At 50.0% G+C, this 18,592-nt stretch carries 14 protein-coding genes; 11 read left to right on the forward strand and 3 right to left on the reverse strand.

What is annotated here, in order from left to right; translation table 11 throughout:
• Window positions 1–481 precede the first annotated feature (481 nt).
• The 6 genes from On2M_RS21910 (at window position 482) to On2M_RS21935 (ending at window position 7,397) form a co-directional block, all read left to right on the forward strand.
• Window positions 482–2,113 carry a sensor histidine kinase gene (locus tag On2M_RS21910; RefSeq protein WP_210905457.1) on the forward strand — a complete coding sequence of 544 codons (1,632 nt, stop codon included), beginning with the start codon at window positions 482–484 and terminating at the stop codon, window positions 2,111–2,113.
• On the forward strand, window positions 2,110–2,829 hold the full coding sequence (gene dcuR / locus On2M_RS21915) for a two-component system response regulator DcuR (protein ID WP_151218012.1): 720 nt from the start codon (window positions 2,110–2,112) through the stop codon (window positions 2,827–2,829). Before On2M_RS21910 ends, dcuR begins: the two co-directional genes overlap by 4 nt.
• Window positions 2,830–3,126: 297 nt before the next feature.
• Window positions 3,127–3,429, forward strand: coding sequence for a hypothetical protein (locus On2M_RS21920; RefSeq protein WP_151218013.1), 303 nt, complete (start codon window positions 3,127–3,129; stop codon window positions 3,427–3,429).
• 118 nt (window positions 3,430–3,547) lie between these two features.
• Window positions 3,548–4,888, forward strand: a complete 1,341-nt coding sequence (gene dcuB / locus On2M_RS21925; protein WP_151218014.1) for an anaerobic C4-dicarboxylate transporter DcuB — start codon at window positions 3,548–3,550, stop codon at window positions 4,886–4,888.
• A 96-nt stretch (window positions 4,889–4,984) separates the two neighbouring features.
• Window positions 4,985–6,631, forward strand: a complete 1,647-nt coding sequence (fumA, locus tag On2M_RS21930; RefSeq protein WP_016155418.1) for a class I fumarate hydratase FumA — start codon at window positions 4,985–4,987, stop codon at window positions 6,629–6,631.
• A 148-nt stretch (window positions 6,632–6,779) separates the two neighbouring features.
• On the forward strand, window positions 6,780–7,397 hold the full coding sequence (locus tag On2M_RS21935) for a DUF2238 domain-containing protein (protein ID WP_151218015.1): 618 nt from the start codon (window positions 6,780–6,782) through the stop codon (window positions 7,395–7,397).
• 26 nt (window positions 7,398–7,423) lie between these two features.
• Here On2M_RS21935 and On2M_RS21940 read toward each other — a convergent pair whose 3' ends face one another.
• From On2M_RS21940 to On2M_RS21950, 3 genes are all read right to left on the reverse strand, one after another.
• Window positions 7,424–7,678 (reverse strand): SemiSWEET transporter, encoded by a 255-nt coding sequence (locus tag On2M_RS21940; RefSeq protein ID WP_151218016.1) that lies wholly within the window; start codon window positions 7,676–7,678, stop codon window positions 7,424–7,426.
• 2 nt (window positions 7,679–7,680) lie between these two features.
• A complete protein-coding gene (gene melB / locus On2M_RS21945; RefSeq protein ID WP_187253956.1) occupies window positions 7,681–9,111 on the reverse strand; it encodes a melibiose:sodium transporter MelB in 1,431 nt (476 codons plus the stop codon).
• Between the two features lie 92 nt (window positions 9,112–9,203).
• Window positions 9,204–10,559 carry an alpha-glucosidase/alpha-galactosidase gene (locus On2M_RS21950; protein WP_187260084.1) on the reverse strand — a complete coding sequence of 452 codons (1,356 nt, stop codon included), beginning with the start codon at window positions 10,557–10,559 and terminating at the stop codon, window positions 9,204–9,206.
• A gap of 268 nt (window positions 10,560–10,827) precedes the next feature.
• On the opposite strand from On2M_RS21950, the gene melR reads away from it, so the two are divergent.
• From melR to eptA, 5 genes are all read left to right on the forward strand, one after another.
• Window positions 10,828–11,760, forward strand: coding sequence for a transcriptional regulator MelR (melR, locus tag On2M_RS21955; protein WP_151218098.1), 933 nt, complete (start codon window positions 10,828–10,830; stop codon window positions 11,758–11,760).
• A 237-nt stretch (window positions 11,761–11,997) separates the two neighbouring features.
• Complete coding sequence (gene adiA, locus On2M_RS21960; RefSeq protein ID WP_151218099.1) at window positions 11,998–14,265, forward strand: arginine decarboxylase; 2,268 nt, start codon at window positions 11,998–12,000, stop codon at window positions 14,263–14,265.
• Between the two features lie 317 nt (window positions 14,266–14,582).
• Entirely contained in the window at window positions 14,583–15,344 is a 762-nt protein-coding gene (locus tag On2M_RS21965) for an AraC family transcriptional regulator (RefSeq protein ID WP_151218018.1), read from the forward strand.
• A gap of 127 nt (window positions 15,345–15,471) precedes the next feature.
• Window positions 15,472–16,809, forward strand: coding sequence for an arginine/agmatine antiporter (gene adiC, locus On2M_RS21970; RefSeq protein ID WP_151218019.1), 1,338 nt, complete (start codon window positions 15,472–15,474; stop codon window positions 16,807–16,809).
• 144 nt (window positions 16,810–16,953) lie between these two features.
• A complete protein-coding gene (gene eptA, locus On2M_RS21975; protein WP_151218020.1) occupies window positions 16,954–18,591 on the forward strand; it encodes a phosphoethanolamine transferase EptA in 1,638 nt (545 codons plus the stop codon).
• The last annotated feature ends 1 nt before the right edge of the window (window position 18,592 follow it).

Here is an 18,592-nt window from a genome sequence, read left to right on the forward strand (position 1 = left end):
TAAATTGTTAAAGAGCAGTTGCGACGCGCTTTAGCGCTCTGTCGCGAGGTGGCGTATATTACGCTTTCCTCTTTCAGAGTCAACCCTCATTTTCAGGTTTTTCTCTTCAACCGGACCGGCTGTTTGTGTGAAGTGATTCACATCCGCCGTGTCGATGGAGGCGCATTATAGGGAGTTTCCTGCAGCCCGCAACCCTTAAATGACAGAAAAATGACTGAGTGCTGCATTCCACAGCAAAACCCCGCTTTATACCCATTTAGACACAGAGTTATCCACAATCGTAAGAAGATTAGCGGCCACCATCGCTGAAAAGTAGAAAAACAGATAAGGAAATCTCTATTCTCTATATAGAAAGAAATTCGCGCTACGTTATATAAAAGAAGAAAAGTACAGGTAGCCTATGCCCCATAGCCCTACCACCTTTGAATTACGTACCCCATCAGGCGATAATACCCGTACAAACAGTGATTCCAGGACCGTGATGAGACACTCTCTGCAACGTACTGCTATACGCAAACGCCCGATGAAGCTCGGTACCACCGTGATCCTCATGGTCAGTGCGGTACTCTTCTCTGTGCTGCTTGTCGTTCATCTGATTTATTTCTCGCAAATAAGTAATATGACGCGCGATGCGCTAGCTGATAAAGCGCTTGCTGTCGCACGAACGCTGGCGAATTCTCCAGAAATCCGTCAGGGGCTAATGAAGAAGCCCGAAGAAAGTGGCATTCAGGAGATTGCCCAGGCGGTGAATAAGAGCAATGACTTTTTGTTCATTGTAGTCACCGATATGCAGAGCATTCGTTACTCCCATCCCGAAGCGCAACGAATTGGCCAGCCGTTTAAAGGTGATGACATTTTGCTGGCCCTGCAAGGCAAAGAGAATGTGGCTATTAATCGCGGGTTCCTGGCACAAGCCCTGCGTGTTTTCACCCCAATCTATGACGAGCATCACCGACAAATTGGCGTCGTGGCGATCGGTCTTGAGCTAAGCAGAGTTGCTGAACAGATCAATAACAGTCGCGGTAGCATCATCTGGTCCATCTTATTTGGTGTACTGGTTGGGCTACTCGGCACATGGATATTCGTTAAAGTCCTCAAGCGCATTCTGTTTGGCCTGGAACCTTATGAAATATCCAATCTGTTCGAACAACGCCAGGCGATGTTGCATTCTATAAAGGAAGGCGTCATTGCCGTTGACGAATGCGGTGAGGTAACGCTGATAAACCAAGCGGCGCAGGAGCTACTGGATTACCACAAATCGCAAGACGATGCTCAGCTCTCTACGCTCAGCCACGCGTGGTCACAGGTGGTCGATTTTTCACAGGTACTACATAATGGTACGCCGCGTCGCGATGAAGAGATCATGGTGAAGGATCGACTACTCTTGATAAACACAGTTCCGGTGCTCAGCAACGGTAAAATCATCGGGGCCATTTCAACCTTCAGAGACAAAACTGAAGTCCGAAAACTGATGCAGCGTCTGGACGGTATGGTTAACTATGCCGACGCACTTCGTGAACGATCCCACGAATTTATGAATAAATTGCACGTGATTCTGGGATTATTGCATCTGAAAAGTTATAAGCAGCTTGAAAATTATATCCTGAAGACCGCGAACAATTATCAAGAAGAGATTGGCTCGCTGTTAGGAAAAATTAAATCCCCGGTGATCGCAGGATTTTTACTCAGTAAGATTAATCGCACATCTGATTTAGGCCATAGCCTGGTGATCAGCAATGAAAGCCAGTTGCCGGAAAACAGCAACGAAGATCAGGTGGCAGTGCTGATTACCGTTCTGGGGAATTTAATTGAAAACGCCCTGGAAGCGCTAGGTCAAGAACCTGGGGGCGAGATCAGCGTATCCTTGCATTATCGACACGGCTGGTTGCATTGCGAAGTGAATGACGATGGTCCGGGGATCGCCCCCGAACACATTGAGCACATCTTTGAGAAGGGCGTTTCGTCAAAAGGAACCGAACGGGGCGTTGGTTTAGCGCTTGTTAAACAACAGGTTGAAAACGTTGGCGGCAATATTTCCGTCGAGTCTGAACCTGGGATCTTCACCCAATTTTTTGTACAGTTACCGTGGAATGGTGAGAGGGCCAGCAGATGATCAATGTCTTAATTGTCGATGACGATGCAATGGTAGCGGAATTAAACCGTCGTTATGTTGCACAACTCTCCGGGTTTCATTGCTGCGGCACAGCCTCCACGCTGGAGAAAGCGAAAGAGATAATCTTTCATAGCGGTAATCATATCGACCTGATTTTGCTTGATATTTATATGCAAAAAGAAAACGGTCTGGATCTGTTGCCCGTTCTGCACAGCGAAGGTTGCAAGTGTGATGTTATTGTCATCTCTTCCGCCGCTGACGCAACGACTATCAAAGACTCCCTTCACTATGGTGTCGTTGACTACCTGATCAAACCTTTTCAGGCATCCCGTTTTGAAGAAGCGCTTACCGGGTGGTTACAAAAGAAAAACGAAATGGAAAAGCATCAGTACTATGAACAGTCTGAGCTTGACCAGTTGATTCATGGAAGTTCCTCTAATGAGCAGGAAGCGCGGCGCTTACCTAAAGGGTTAACGCCACAAACGTTACGCACGCTGTGTCAGTGGATTGATGAGCATCAGGATCAGGAGTTCTCCACCGATGAGCTGGCTAATGAGGTCAATATCTCGCGCGTCTCATGCCGTAAATATCTTATCTGGCTCGTCAATTGTCACATATTATTTACCAGCATCCATTATGGCGTAACGGGTAGACCGGTTTATCGTTACCGCGTTCAGGCTGAGCACTACTCATTGCTTAAACAATATTGCCAATAAAAACATATTGGGATTATTTGTTATTTGAAAGTAACAATTATTAAAATAATGAAAAATCCCTATTTTGCTGACTCATGCTGCAGAATTATAAATTTGCGTTAGATCAAATGTATTTGTATCCAGCATGTTAAATGTATTATTTTAATATTGATTAACGTCACACTGTTTTTAATTTCAAAATCGCTAACAAAAGTTAATTAAGTATTATCTAACTCGCAGAGTGTGTATTTTTACCCATAAAGGATTAGTCTGAAATTAACCAGACATACAAAATCTAGACTGGTAGCAATGGAGACCATGCTACGTACCATGGACACCGTACATTTTTGTGAGCAAGTAAAAGTATCCGCACGCCAACCTCATTACATCATGAAATGGCGCGAGCGTGATCACATAAATAATCTACTCACCCATTTTGTCGGTGGTTCACGTAATAGCGGAAAACGCAAAACAGATAAATTACAGCGTCAACCGCAGCTCTCCACACCCAGCCCTGCTTCCCATCGCCTGAGGATACTTTCCTCTGATCAACACCACAGAAAAAAGCCAAATATCACCATAATTTTAAGAAAACATTCTAGCAAGACATTTGAACATTAATCGCAAATACGGACATATCGAATACTGACCATTTTTTGATGCCTATTCCGGCAAAAAAGAATGTGGCACAGATCCATTTTTCAAAAAATTGACTGGGTTTTTCGCGAGGGTAAATAAAATGTTATTTAGTATACAACTTCTCATAATATTAATATGTTTGTTTTATGGTGCCAGAAAGGGCGGTATCGCGCTGGGTTTATTAGGCGGTATCGGCCTGGTCATTCTGGTTTTCGTTTTCCATCTTCAGCCGGGTAAACCGCCTGTAGATGTCATGCTGGTTATTATTGCCGTGGTCGCCGCATCGGCAACCTTGCAAGCCTCCGGTGGCCTTGACGTTATGCTGCAAATTGCTGAAAAGCTGCTGCGCCGTAACCCAAAATACGTTTCCATCGTCGCCCCGTTCGTGACCTGCACCCTGACGATTCTCTGTGGTACAGGCCACGTGGTATACACCATCCTGCCAATCATTTATGACGTTGCCATTAAGAACAATATTCGCCCGGAACGTCCGATGGCGGCGAGCTCTATCGGTGCGCAGATGGGGATTATCGCCAGCCCTGTTTCCGTAGCCGTTGTTTCACTGGTCGCCATGCTGGGTAACGTAACGTTTGAAGGTAAGCATCTCGAATTCCTCGACCTGCTCAGCATCACCATCCCGTCTACCCTGTTGGGTATCCTGGCGATCGGTATCTTCAGCTGGTTTCGTGGTAAAGATCTGGATAAAGATGAAGAGTTCCAGAAGTTTATTTCCGTACCTGAAAACCACAACTACGTTTATGGCGATACCGCCACGCTGTTAGACAAAAAGCTGCCGAAAAGCAACTGGCTGGCCATGTGGATCTTCCTTGCCGCTATCGCCGTTGTTGCCGTGCTCGGCGCGTTCTCTGAACTGCGTCCTACCTTCAGCGGCAAACCGCTGTCAATGGTACTGGTCATCCAGATGTTCATGCTGCTGACCGGTGCGCTGATTATTATCCTGACGAAGACCAATCCCGCTTCAATATCTAAAAACGAAGTCTTCCGTTCCGGTATGATCGCGATTGTGGCGGTGTACGGTATTGCCTGGATGGCAGAAACCATGTTCGGCGCGCACATGGCAGAAATCGAAGGTGTGCTGGGCAACATGGTGAAAGAGTATCCGTGGGCCTATGCAATTGTTCTGCTGCTGGTATCTAAATTTGTAAACTCTCAGGCAGCGGCGCTGGCGGCGATTGTTCCGGTCGCGCTGGCAATTGGGGTCGATCCAGCATACATCGTGGCTTCCGCTCCGGCATGTTACGGTTACTACATTCTGCCGACTTACCCAAGCGATCTGGCGGCAATTCAGTTTGACCGTTCCGGCACTACCCACATTGGCCGCTTCGTTATCAACCACAGTTTCATTCTGCCTGGTTTGATCGGCGTAAGCGTATCCTGTGTCTTTGGTTGGATCTTCGCCGCAATGTACGGTTTCCTGTAATTACAGTTCGCGTGCCGTCCGTTTTGGTACGGCACGCCACCGTTAAGACGCAGAGAATTTTAAAATTCCTGAGAAAAATGAAAAGGCTGGAAGCAAATGTCAAAAGTTGAATTCACTTACCAGGCGGCTTTCCCACTGGGGGAAGACAAAACTGAGTACTACCTGCTGACATCCGATCACGTCAGCGTTGGCGAGTTTGAAGGCGAAACAATCCTGAAAGTAGCTCCTGAAGCACTTACGCTACTGGCCCAACAAGCCTTCCACGACGCCTCCTTCATGCTCCGCCCTGAACACCAACAGCAAGTCGCCTCAATCCTCCATGATCCCGAAGCCAGCGAAAACGATAAGTATGTCGCGCTGCAGTTCCTGAGAAACTCCGAAATCGCCGCCAAAGGCGTGTTGCCAACCTGCCAGGACACCGGTACGGCCATTATCATGGGGAAAAAAGGTCAGCGTGTCTGGACCGGTGGCGGCGACGAAGCGGCACTCTCTAAAGGCGTATTTAATACCTATATTGAAGATAACCTGCGCTACTCGCAAAACGCGGCGCTGGATATGTACAAAGAAGTGAATACTGGCACCAACCTGCCCGCACAAATCGATCTGTACAGCGTGGACGGCGACGAATACAAATTCCTGTGCGTAGCCAAAGGCGGCGGTTCAGCGAACAAAACCTATCTGTATCAGGAAACCAAAGCGCTGCTGACTCCCGGCAAACTGAAAAACTTCCTGGTGGAGAAAATGCGTACGCTGGGTACTGCAGCTTGCCCGCCGTATCATATTGCATTTGTCATTGGCGGCACGTCAGCGGAAAGCACCCTGAAAACGGTGAAGCTGGCCAGCACACACTACTATGACGCACTGCCAACTGAAGGTAATGCGCACGGCCAGGCGTTCCGCGATCTGCAACTGGAACAGGAACTGCTGGAAGAAGCGCAGAAACTCGGCCTCGGAGCCCAGTTTGGCGGGAAATACTTCGCGCACGATATCCGCGTGATCCGCCTGCCTCGCCACGGCGCGTCCTGCCCGGTTGGTATGGGTGTCTCTTGCTCCGCAGATCGTAACATTAAGGCCAAGATTAACCGCGAAGGGATCTGGATTGAAAAACTGGAACACAATCCAGCTCAATACATTCCGGAATCCCTGCGCCAGGCAGGCGAAGGTGAAGTGGTCAAAGTTGACCTCAACCGCCCAATGAAAGAGATCCTTGCCCAGCTTTCTCAGTACCCGGTTTCTACTCGTCTGTCGCTGAGCGGCACTATCATTGTCGGTCGCGATATCGCCCACGCGAAGCTAAAAGAACGTATTGAGTCCGGCGAAGGCCTGCCACAGTACGTGAAAGATCACCCGATCTACTATGCGGGTCCGGCCAAAACCCCTGCGGGTTATCCGTCTGGCTCTTTAGGCCCAACCACTGCGGGTCGCATGGACTCCTATGTTGACCTGCTGCAGTCCCATGGCGGCAGCATGATCATGTTGGCGAAAGGTAACCGTAGCCAGCAGGTAACTGACGCCTGCCACAAACACGGCGGCTTCTACTTAGGCAGCATCGGTGGTCCGGCAGCGGTACTGGCGCAGCAGAGCATTAAGCATCTGGAATGCGTGGAATACCCGGAGCTGGGTATGGAAGCAATCTGGAAAATCGAAGTAGAAGATTTCCCGGCTTTCATCCTGGTCGATGACAAAGGCAACGATTTCTTCCAGCAAATCGTCAGCAAACAATGCGCTAACTGCGCGAAGTAAACCCATTCGGCCCGGCACTGGACTGACACCCGTTTTTTGGCGTCAGTCCAGTGATCCCCCCGGGCCTCCTTTATCCCCCCATTTACTGACCTTGAATTTTTGTTGCGCACAGGGAATAGTGACCTTTTCCATTACTTGTGAATTCGCAATGCTTCGTACCCTGAACGTCACAATCTTGCATACTGGCGCGCTGCTGCTGACGCTGATTCTTATCTACACCGGTATCTCAGCCTCGGAGAAGATCACCTGGCTGATGGAAGTCACGCCGGTCATTATTGTCGTCCCATTATTGCTGGCGACCAAAAAACAGTATCCGCTGACGCCATTGCTCTACACGCTCATTTTTTTGCACGCCATCATTCTGATGGTCGGCGGTATGTATACCTACGCCAAAGTTCCCGTCGGTTTTCAGGTTCAGGAATGGCTGGATCTCAGTCGTAACCCGTATGACAAGCTGGGTCACTTCTTCCAGGGGCTGGTACCTGCACTAGCGGCAAGAGAGATTTTAGTGCGCGGTAATCGCGTTCGTGGCCGCAAAATGCTGGCTTTTTTGGTCTGCTGCGTAGCGCTGGCGATTAGCGCGATGTATGAGCTGATCGAATGGTGGGCGGCACTGGCGATGGGCCAGGGAGCCGATGATTTTCTGGGTACGCAAGGCGACCCGTGGGATACCCAGTCGGATATGTTCTGCGCCCTGCTCGGCGCGCTAACGACGGTGCTCGTGCTGGCGGGCTGGCACAACAGACAGTTAAAAATCGCCGGATAGCGCTAACGCTTATCCGGCAATCTGCCCTACCCATTACGCGATTTGATAACCAGAATCGGCAAGGCGAACAGCAGCGTCAGAAAGTTCGCCATACTGACGGCGGTATCGTCAATCAATAACCCATAAACCAGCCACAAAACCAACCCGCACACAAACATCACATACATTAAACCGGAGATACCTTGGGTGTTGCGGGTGGTAATGACCTTAATCGCCTGCGGCAAAAAAGAGAGCGTCGTCAGCGTTGCCGCCAGATAGCCAATCCAGGAATGCCATTCCATAGCTACGCCTTCGCATCGCTGGCCACTACCACCGGTATCTCCGGGGTATTCGACTGCTTGACGGGCGACGGTACTTTTCGGTATTTATCCAGCAGGTGGATCTGAATCTTACGCAGCATATCGCCATTTAACCGGTAGTAACGGAAATAGAGCACCAGTGTCACAATGAAGAAGAGCGTCGGCAGCGCGATCATGATGAACTGCATGCCAAGAATGGTCTCAGCGGATTGCGTTGCATTCGGAACATAACCAATCAATCCCAGCACCACCGCAATAAAGAAAGCAGAAAACGCCGAGCCACCTTTGACCACCATCGTCTGCACGGCATAGGCAATACTCTCGCAGCGGACGTTAAACTTATACTCGCCGTAATCTACGGTGTCCGCCACCATAATCACCTGAAGTACCCAGAACAGTGCCGTACCAATGTTCAGAAGGATCCCTGCGGTAACAATCAGGAAAGTATTGTGGAATGCCCCCAGTGCCATAATCAGCAATACGCCTGCGCTCAGAACCGGCATAACCGAAGCGCCAGCCCACAGTATCCGGCGAGAAAGCGCCTTTGACAGACGGGGAAAGAGAATCAATGTCAGCAAGTTAGCCGCTCCGGCATAGGAGAGGTAGTATGGGAAAAGGTCAGCATCACCCACCACGTAGGTGAAGTAATAAATCGCAAAACCAGTAATGATATTGGACGCCACGTTGTAAGCCAGCGCCATACCCAGCAGGCAGGAAAGCTGATCGTTTTTGTAGATAAGCGCAAGGATTGATTTCAGCGTCAGCCGGGTGCTGTCTGCCGTGGCTTCGCTGTCAGAGGAATACACTTCGTGCACATTGCGCAAGGTTACGAGGGTAGAAACAATAAAAAATGCGATCAGCACCAGCGTAAACATCTGAAAACCGAACCCGCGATCCGCGCCGCCAACATAGTTTACAAAGGGTAGCGTCACGCCCGCGGTGACAAACCCTGCAAGGCTGGCGAAGAAACGAGGGAACGGCACCAGTTGTTCACGCTCGCGTTTATCCAGCGTAATCGTGGGGACCAGCGACCAGAATGGAATATCCATAATGGTGTAGGTCATCCCCCACAATATGTACGTCACACAAACAAAAACGATTTGCGCCGTCCCCTCAAACAGATGTGCGCTAAAAAGCAAAAACAGCACCAACGAGTTCGCCAGCGTACCGAGTAAGATCCAGGGTTTAAATTTTCCCCAACGCGACCGGGTGGCATTCACTATCCACCCCATCACCGGATCGTTAAACGCGTTCCATATTTTTGCCACCAGGAACAAAGTTCCGACGACGCCCACCGATAATCCCACCACGTCGGTGTAGTAATACATCAGGTACATGTACACGATACCGATAGCGAAATCCTTACCAAACGCGCCAAATCCGTAACTGAGTTTTGTAGTCAGAGAGATGCTCATAGGGTATCGGGTCGCTGTTACCAGCGCCCGCCTTCTGTAAGAGGAAACGTCAGACGTTAAACGCCGGATACTCTGCCCGGCGTGATTGTGTGTTAACGATGTAACCAGGCTGGCAGCCAGTCGCCATGGGAGGCGATTAGATCGTCCACCAGCGCATAAATCTCCTCAATTCCCAATACCGCGGCGGTATGCGGATCCATCATCGCCGCGTGATAAACGCGATCGCGATTTTCCGTCAGAATGGCTTCCGTTAGCAGGGTCTGAACATTGATATTGGTTTGCATCATGGCCGCCAAATGGGACGGGAGCGTCCCCACCTTCGTTGGCTGAATACCATTCGCATCAACCAGGCAAGCTACCTCCACGCAACAGCCTTGCGGCAGGTTATCGATCAGATGGTCATTACGAACGTTGCCATACACCACGCTTGGTTCACCAGTCCAGATAGCGTTCATGATAGTGCTGGCATATTCGCGCGACGGCTTAATATCGATCCGCGCCGCCGTTTTGTACTCTTCCAGCTCTTTATTCCAGTTCGCCACCTGTTCCACGCAGCGTTTAGGATATTCATCCAGTGGAACCTTGTAGCGTTCAATCAGATCTTCACGCCCCGGTTTAATAAACCACGGCGTATATTCCGCAAAGTGTTCCGATGACTCGGTGACGAAAAAGCCCAGTTTTTTGAACATTTCATAACGCACAATGTTCTGGCAACGGGTATTCCCATGAATATTCGGTTTCGGTGCCTGACCGGAATCATAAGCCGCCAACAGTTCCGGGTAGAGATCCACATAGCCCCCATCAGCCGTTTTACGCTCCAGCTCCAGATAAAACGCCATGTGGTTGATCCCGGCGCAACGATAACGTAGCGAAGCAGGATCAATATCTAGATCCCGCGCCAGCTCTTCCGCCGTGCCCTGTACTGAATGGCACAACCCAACCTGCTTGATATGCGGATAGCGCGCATACATTGCCCAGGTGTTCATCGCCATCGGGTTAACGTAGTTAAGCATGGTGGCCTGCGGGCAGACTTCCGTCATGTCCTCACAAATCTGCCATAAATGCGGGATAGTGCGCAGCGCACGCATGATGCCGCCCGGCCCCAGAGTGTCGGCAATCGTCTGCTCCAGACCATGACGTTTACACACCGCAAAATCGGTAACGGTACAGGGTTCATAGCCGCCAATCTGGAAAGCGACAACCACAAAATCAGCATCCTGCAATGCCGCTTTTTGATCGCTATAACAGGTGATATGCCCGGATGCACCCGCAGAATCCATCAGTTTACGCACAACAATGTGTGACTCTTCCAGACGTGTAGGATCGACATCCATCAAGGCGATATGCGCCGACTTCAACGCATCGCGATGAAAAACGTCCCCGAGGATATTTTTGACGAAAATCGTCGAACCGGCGCCGATAAAGGTAATTTTGGGTGCAGACATCATGACTCTCCAGAACAGTAGTGAACACGGTCATGGTGGCACGCCGCCCGGGTGAAAACCTCCGTTTTCCCTCATGAGCATTCCCAAAAACTCAGATCCTCTGTCAGCCGTGTGACGATCTGAGTTTTTGGGATTAAATCACCTAAAAAGCAGAGTATCCGGCCTGATAATCGGTCTACTATCATTCATAGCGACCAGTTTTGTGCCCCCCTTCGCGGTTTCTTTTCTGCGGATGAGACATGATTCTGATAATTCAGGAAATGGAGTGATGATGAGTACAGAGCCGATAGTCTTTCTCCCGCCCGACCCGCATATGTGTAATGGCGACGAAAAACAGACCCGCAGCCCGCTGTCGCTCTACTCTGAATATCAGCGGATGGATATTGAGCTGCGTTCACCACATGCTATGCCTGCCAGCCACTGGCACGGTCAGGTGGAAGTCAACGTACCGTTTGACGGCGATGTGGAGTATTTGATCAACAACGAAGTCGTAAAGATAAAACAAGGACATATCACCCTATTCTGGGCCTGTACCCCACATCAACTCACCCGCCCCGGCAACTGCAAGCAGATGGCGATTTTCAGCTTACCGATGCATCTGTTTCTCTCCTGGCCACTGGATCGGGAGCTTATCAATCATGTTACCCATGGCATGGTCGTCAAATCGCTCGCGACCCAGCAACTCAGTACCTTTGAAGTGCTGCGCTGGCAGCAGGAAGCGAACAGCCCAAATGAGCAAATTCGCCAGTTGGCGATCGATGAAATCGGCCTGATGTTAAAGCGGTTTAGCCTTTCTGGATGGGAACCTATTCTGGTCAACAAAACCTCACGCACGCATAAAAATAGCGCCTCACGGCATGCCCAGTTTTACGTCAGCCAAATGTTGAGCTTTATTGCTGATAACTACGATCAGGCGCTTACCATCAACGACGTTGCGGAGCACGTGAAGCTCAATGCCAACTACGCGATGGGGATTTTCCAGCGCGTGATGCAACTCACCATGAAGCAGTACATCACCGCCATGCGGATCAATCACGTCCGCGCATTGCTTAGCGATACCGATAAAACCATTCTCGACGTCGCATTGACTGCCGGATTCCGATCCAGCAGCCGTTTTTATGACACCTTCAGCAAGTTTGTCGGCATGTCGCCGCAGCAGTACCGTAAACTGAGCCAGCAGCGTCGGCAAACAATGGCGGGTTGATATCATTCGCTGATATCAGTATCAGCCAAAAAAATATTCCCCCTGTCGATAAACGGCAGTGGAAAACCGACAACAAGTAAACACAACCTTTTGTTTAATAAAATAATAAAGTCAAATCAGACTATTTTTCACCCGCTTTACAGGCCATTTTGTCAGGATAATACTTGCCTACGTCACATTCATACGGTGTGTCTGCAATCCCTAAATTGCAACCTTTCCACAACCGGGTAAAAGATGATGAAAGTATTAATTGTTGAAAGTGAGTTTCTGCATCAGGACACCTGGGTCGGTAGCGCTGTCGAACGTCTGGCCGATGCTTTAAGCCGCCAAAATGTTACCGTCATTAAGTCCACCTCATTCGACGATGGTTATGCCATCCTCGCCGCAAATGAAGCCATTGATTGCCTGATGTTCAGCTATCAAATGGAACAACAAGACGAGCACCTGAATGTCAGGCAATTGATCGGTAAGCTCCACGAGCGCCAGCAAAACGTTCCTGTTTTCCTGCTGGGCGATCGGGAAAAGGCCACCGCGTCACTGGATCGCGACCTGCTGGAGCTTGTCGATGAATTCGCCTGGATTCTGGAGGACAGCGCTGACTTTATCGCTGGCCGCGCCATCGCAGCGATGACTCGCTATCGTCAGCAATTGTTACCGCCGCTGTTCAACGCCCTGATGAAATACAGTAATGTCCATGAGTATTCCTGGGCGGCTCCTGGTCACCAGGGCGGTGTCGGTTTCACCAAAACGCCTGCCGGTCGACTGTACCATGACTACTACGGTGAAAATCTGTTCCGTACCGACATGGGGATTGAACGTACCAATCTCGGTTCTTTACTCGACCATACTGGCGCATTTGGGGAAAGTGAAAAAAATGCTGCCCGCGTGTTCGGCGCCGATCGTTCCTGGTCCGTGGTGGTCGGGACTTCCGGCTCTAACCGCACCATCATGCAGGCTTGTATGACCGACAATGACGTCGTGGTGTTGGATCGTAACTGCCACAAATCTATCGAGCAGGGGCTGATCCTCACTGGGGCAAAACCGGTGTACATGGTACCTAGCCGCAACCGGTACGGCATTATCGGACCTATCTACCCGCAGGAAATGCAGCCTGAAACATTGCAGAAAAAAATCAGCGAAAGCCCGCTGACCAAAGGCAAGGCCGGGCAAAAACCGTCTTACAGCGTTGTGACCAACTGTACCTACGACGGTGTTTGCTACAACGCCAAAGAAGCGCAGGATCTGCTCGCGCAAACCAGCGATCGCATCCACTTCGATGAGGCCTGGTACGGTTATGCCCGCTTCAACCCAATTTATACCGATCACTACGCCATGCGTGGCGCGCCGGGCGATCACAACGGCCCTACCGTTTTTGCCACCCACTCGACCCACAAACTGCTGAATGCGCTCTCTCAGGCATCTTACATTCACGTCCGTGAAGGTCGTGGAGCCGTGAACTTCTCCCGCTTTAACCAGGCGTACATGATGCACGCCACCACTTCTCCGTTGTATGCCATCTGCGCATCAAACGACGTGGCGGTCTCCATGATGGACGGTAACAGCGGCCTGTCACTCACTCAGGAAGTGATCGACGAAGCGGTCGATTTCCGTCAGGCCATGGCAAGGTTGTACAAAGAATTCACCGCCGAAGGCGACTGGTTCTTCAAACCGTGGAACAAAGAAGTGGTAACCGATCCGCAGACCGGTAAAACCTATGACTTTGCCGACGCGCCAGCTACATTGCTGGCAACCGATCAGAATTGCTGGGTGATGCGTCCGGGTGAATCCTGGCACGGCTTTAAAGACCTGCCGGATAACTGGAGCATGCTGGACCCAATCAAAGTCAGCATTCTGGCTCCGGGGATGGGCGACGATGGCGAACTGGAAGAGAACGGCGTACCGGCAGCGCTGGTTACCGCCTGGCTTGGCCGCCACGGTATCGTGCCGACCCGTACCACCGACTTCCAGATTATGTTCCTGTTCTCCATGGGGATTACCCGTGGTAAATGGGGCACATTAATCAACACGTTGTGCTCTTTCAAACACCACTACGATGCCAATACACCGCTGTCACAGGTTATGCCAGAACTGGTGGAAGAACATCCTGACACTTATGCCAACATGGGTATTCACGATCTGGGCGACACCATGTTTGCCTGGCTGAAAGAGAACAATCCAGGCAGCCGTCTCAATGCCGCTTACTCCGGTCTGCCGGATGCGAATATTACCCCGCGTGACGCTTACAATGCGATAGTCAGTGACAACGTTGAGATGGTCGCGATTGAAAATCTGGCGGGACGTATTGCGGCAAACTCCGTGATCCCTTACCCACCGGGAATTCCGATGCTGCTGTCCGGTGAAAACTTTGGCGATGCCAACAGCCCGCAAATTGGGTACCTGCGTTCGTTGCAGTCCTGGGACCACCACTTCCCTGGATTTGAACATGAAACCGAAGGAACGGAAATTATTGACGGTGTGTATCACGTCATGTGCGTGAAAGCATAATGTCTCTTTTTAGAGAGTCCGATGTTTAAGGTAGACATGTCATTCTTGAGTAATTCCTGAGTATTGCTGCAAAACAATAACACTGTCATACCTTTTTGCGCGGGACCACCCCGCGCTTTTTTTACATACAAAAAACGCCAGTTTCCACTCCGTACAAAAATGTGTACATAAGAAAAATCCCCCCAAATATTGTAATTAATTTCAGACACGTTATTTTATTGCAGTCCTGGTTTCATCATACAATTCTATTTAACCGATTTGATTCACCTGATTTGGTGGGTTACGGTGTTTTATGTTCATATTCCTGGAGTTTGGGTATGAGGGTTTGCAGCAGAGCAGCTTGTGTTGTTGTATTAACGGAGAAGGATGTTTGGTTAAGGATTAACGGAAAAGAAGCCATCAGTTTAAAAGCCAACAACATGGCACTGGTAGCATGCGATAATAATATTATTGATTTATCATCACTTAATAACGCACTGGTCGTACACATCAGTCGTGAAATTATTAAAGACTATCTTCGATTCTTAAACAAAGATCTGTCACAGATCCCTCCCTGGCAACGTAGTGCCAATCCGGTCATGACCGCCGTCTGCCTGACGCCGGATATCTTCCGGGCAGCTGCTCAACATAGCGTGATGGAAACGGTGGATGAAGGTGAATACGAACGTACTCGTTCGCTTCTGTTCACAGTGTTATCACGTTTTCTCGACAGCAAAAAATTTATCTCCCTGCTCATGCATATGCTACGCAATTGCGTCAGCGACTGCGTGTACCACATTATCGAGAGCGATATCCATAAAGACTGGAATTTAAGCATGGTCGCCAGCTGCTTATGCCTGAGCCCCAGTTTGTTAAAGAAAAAGCTCAAAAATGAAAACACCAGTTACAGTCAAATAATAACTACGTGTCGTATGCGTTACGCCGTCAATCAATTAATGATGGACGGAAAAAACATTTCTCAGGTCTCTCAACTGTGCGGATATAACAGTACCTCATACTTTATTTCCGTTTTCAAAGAGTTCTATGGGATGACGCCACTGCATTATGTTAGTCAACATAGGGAGCAATCCGCTACCTGATTTTTAATCAGTTAGCAATAAGCCATAATAATATCAGCATTGGCGATACCCCTGGTCCGCCATCATAAAATAGTCTTCTGAAGAGGTATGATAAGACGTCATTTATCCTAATCAGGAGTTAAAAAATATGTCGACGGATGCTGATGCTCACAAAGTGGGATTAATCCCCGTCACCCTTATGGTGTCGGGGAATATCATGGGTTCCGGTGTATTCCTGCTACCCGCAAACCTGGCGTCAACTGGCGGGATTGCAATCTACGGATGGTTGGTCACTATTATCGGTGCTTTAGCGCTGTCGATGGTGTATGCGAAAATGTCGTCCTTAGACTCCAGTCCCGGTGGTTCTTACGCTTATGCCCGCCGCTGTTTCGGCCCTTTTTTAGGTTACCAGACCAACGTGCTGTACTGGCTGGCCTGCTGGATAGGTAACATCGCCATGGTGGTCATCGGCGTCGGTTACCTGAGCTACTTCTTCCCCATCTTAAAAGATCCGTTGGTCCTGACACTGACCTGCGTTGTGGTACTGTGGATCTTCGTATTGCTGAACATTGTCGGACCAAAAATGATCACCCGTGTACAGGCCGTCGCAACGGTTCTGGCGCTGGTGCCCATCGTCGGTATTGCCGTCTTCGGCTGGTTCTGGTTCCGCGGTGAAACTTATATGGCGGCCTGGAACGTCAGCGGCATGAACACCTTCGGCGCGATTCAAAGTACTCTGAACGTAACCTTGTGGTCATTTATTGGGGTGGAAAGCGCCTCCGTCGCGGCAGGCGTGGTTAAAAACCCTAAACGTAACGTGCCTATTGCCACTATTGGTGGCGTGCTGATTGCCGCGGTTTGCTATGTGCTCTCCACCACGGCGATTATGGGTATGATCCCTAATGCTGCGCTGCGTGTTTCAGCTTCCCCGTTCGGCGATGCCGCTCGAATGGCGCTGGGTGACACCGCAGGGGCGATTGTCTCCTTCTGTGCGGCTGCCGGGTGCCTCGGTTCTCTGGGCGGCTGGACGCTACTTGCCGGACAAACTGCCAAAGCGGCAGCCGATGATGGCCTGTTCCCGCCGATTTTTGCCCGCGTCAACAAAGCCGGTACGCCGGTAGCCGGGTTAATTATTGTCGGTATCCTGATGACCATCTTCCAGTTCAGCAGCATGTCGCCGAACGCCGCGAAAGAATTTGGTCTGGTCTCTTCGGTCTCCGTTATCTTCACCCTGGTGCCATATCTGTACACCTGCGCGGCATTGCTGCTGCTCGGCCATGGTCATTTCGGCAAAGCGCGCCCAGTGTACCTGGCAGTAACCTTTATCGCGTTTGTCTATTGTATCTGGGCGGTTATCGGTTCCGGTGCTAAAGAAGTGATGTGGTCGTTCGTCACGCTGATGATCATTACTGCGCTGTACGCTCTGAACTACAACCGAATCCATAAAAATCCGTATCCTTTGGATGCCCCGGTAAACAATAACTAACGCAACTCACCGTAGTGGCCCGATGACATAACTTCATCGGGCCTGGATTTTCCTACCGCGATTCGGAATCAACATTAAGAACTTAAGGTTGGCTTAACTTTACTTTGAGAGGATTTGCACCACTTAGTCGATGGAACCCCCTTAATGTTAAAGCACCTGTTTAAAAGGCCTGTTCTCGGTCTAATCAGCTGGATTCTGCTGATCTCAATTTATCTTGCAACTTTTCTGAACATTGCGTTCTACAAACAAGTGCTGCAAGTCCTGCCGCTGGATTCCGTGCGTAACGTGCTGGTGTTTTTGTCGATGCCAGTCGTCGCATTCAGCGTCATGAACATTGTGCTGACGCTGGCCTCATTCCTGTGGCTTAATCGCCTGGTGGCCTGCATTTTCATTCTGGTTGGCGCAGCGGCCCAATATTTCATCATGACCTACGGCATCATCATCGACCGCTCGATGATCGCCAACATGATGGACACTACGCCCGCAGAAACCTTCGCGTTGCTGACGCCAAAAATGCTCCTCACGCTCGGTGTGAGCGGAATTCTGGCCGCGCTCATTGCCTGCTGGGTAAGAATCAAACCAATCGCCCCGGTAATGCGCAGCGTACTGTTCCGTGGCGCTAACATTCTGGTGTCCGCTTTGTTGATCGTGCTGGTCGCCACCTTCTTCTACAAAGATTACGCCTCACTGTTTCGCAACAATAAACAGCTGGTGAAATCTCTCAGCCCATCCAACAGCATTGTGGCGACATCGTCCTGGTATTCACACCAGAGGCTGGCCCACCTACCGCTGGTGCGTATTGGCGAAGATGCGCATCGCAACCCATTAATGGTAAAAGAAAAACGTAAGAACCTGACAATTGTGGTTCTCGGTGAGACCTCACGCGGAGATAACTTCTCGCTGTCTGGCTATTCGCGCCAGACCAACCCGCTGCTGGAAAAAGATGATGTGGTCTATTTCCCCCGCACCACCTCCTGCGGAACGGCAACGGCAGTGTCCGTACCCTGCATGTTCTCCGATATGCCGCGCGCACACTACGATGAAGAACTGGCGCAGCATCAGGAAGGCGTCCTCGACATTATTCAGCGCGCAGGAATTAACGTGCTGTGGAACGATAACGACGGCGGCTGCAAAGGAGCCTGTGACCGGGTACCACACCAGAATATGACCGAGTTGAACCTGCCAGGACAGTGTATTGACGGCGAATGCTACGATGAAGTGCTGTTCCACGGACTGGAAGAGTATATTAATAACCTGCAAGGCGACGGCGTGATTGTGCTGCACACCATCGGCAGCCACGGCCCGACCTATTACAACCGCTATCCTGCGCAGTTCAAGAAATTTACACCAACCTGCGACACTAACGAAATCCAGAATTGTTCACAGCAGCAGTTGATCAATACCTACGACAACACTCTTGTTTACGTTGACTATATTGTTGATAAAGCAATCAATATACTGAAAGAGCATCAGGATAATTTCACCACCAGCCTGGTTTATCTTTCCGATCACGGTGAATCCTTAGGGGAAAATGGCGTCTATTTGCACGGCCTGCCGTATTCGATTGCGCCAGATACGCAAAAACATGTGCCGATGCTGCTGTGGCTCTCAGAAGATTATCAGCAACGCTATCAAGTCTCTCAGACATGTTTACAAAAACGGGCAAGCTCAGAAGATTTCTCACAGGATAATCTATTCTCTACCCTGCTGGGATTAACAGGCGTGCAAACAAAGAAATACCAGGCGACAGATGATATTCTGCAACCCTGCCGGGGAGGCTAAA

The organism is Citrobacter sp. On2M (assembly GCF_018035235.1).
Classification (GTDB): Bacteria; Pseudomonadota; Gammaproteobacteria; order Enterobacterales; family Enterobacteriaceae; genus Citrobacter; species Citrobacter meridianamericanus.

Bases quoted from the DNA above. Each gene is read 5' to 3' on its own strand.
- On2M_RS21910 (WP_210905457.1), top strand. From the start codon at position 482: ATGAGACACTCTCTGCAACGTACTGCTATACGCAAACGCCCGATGAAG.
- dcuR (WP_151218012.1), top strand. From the start codon at position 2,110: ATGATCAATGTCTTAATTGTCGATGACGATGCAATGGTAGCGGAATTA.
- On2M_RS21920 (WP_151218013.1), top strand. From the start codon at position 3,127: ATGCTACGTACCATGGACACCGTACATTTTTGTGAGCAAGTAAAAGTA.
- dcuB (WP_151218014.1), top strand. From the start codon at position 3,548: ATGTTATTTAGTATACAACTTCTCATAATATTAATATGTTTGTTTTAT.
- fumA (WP_016155418.1), top strand. From the start codon at position 4,985: ATGTCAAAAGTTGAATTCACTTACCAGGCGGCTTTCCCACTGGGGGAA.
- On2M_RS21935 (WP_151218015.1), top strand. From the start codon at position 6,780: ATGCTTCGTACCCTGAACGTCACAATCTTGCATACTGGCGCGCTGCTG.
- On2M_RS21940 (WP_151218016.1), bottom strand. From the start codon at position 7,678: ATGGAATGGCATTCCTGGATTGGCTATCTGGCGGCAACGCTGACGACG.
- melB (WP_187253956.1), bottom strand. From the start codon at position 9,111: ATGAGCATCTCTCTGACTACAAAACTCAGTTACGGATTTGGCGCGTTT.
- On2M_RS21950 (WP_187260084.1), bottom strand. From the start codon at position 10,559: ATGATGTCTGCACCCAAAATTACCTTTATCGGCGCCGGTTCGACGATT.
- melR (WP_151218098.1), top strand. From the start codon at position 10,828: ATGAGTACAGAGCCGATAGTCTTTCTCCCGCCCGACCCGCATATGTGT.
- adiA (WP_151218099.1), top strand. From the start codon at position 11,998: ATGAAAGTATTAATTGTTGAAAGTGAGTTTCTGCATCAGGACACCTGG.
- On2M_RS21965 (WP_151218018.1), top strand. From the start codon at position 14,583: ATGAGGGTTTGCAGCAGAGCAGCTTGTGTTGTTGTATTAACGGAGAAG.
- adiC (WP_151218019.1), top strand. From the start codon at position 15,472: ATGTCGACGGATGCTGATGCTCACAAAGTGGGATTAATCCCCGTCACC.
- eptA (WP_151218020.1), top strand. From the start codon at position 16,954: ATGTTAAAGCACCTGTTTAAAAGGCCTGTTCTCGGTCTAATCAGCTGG.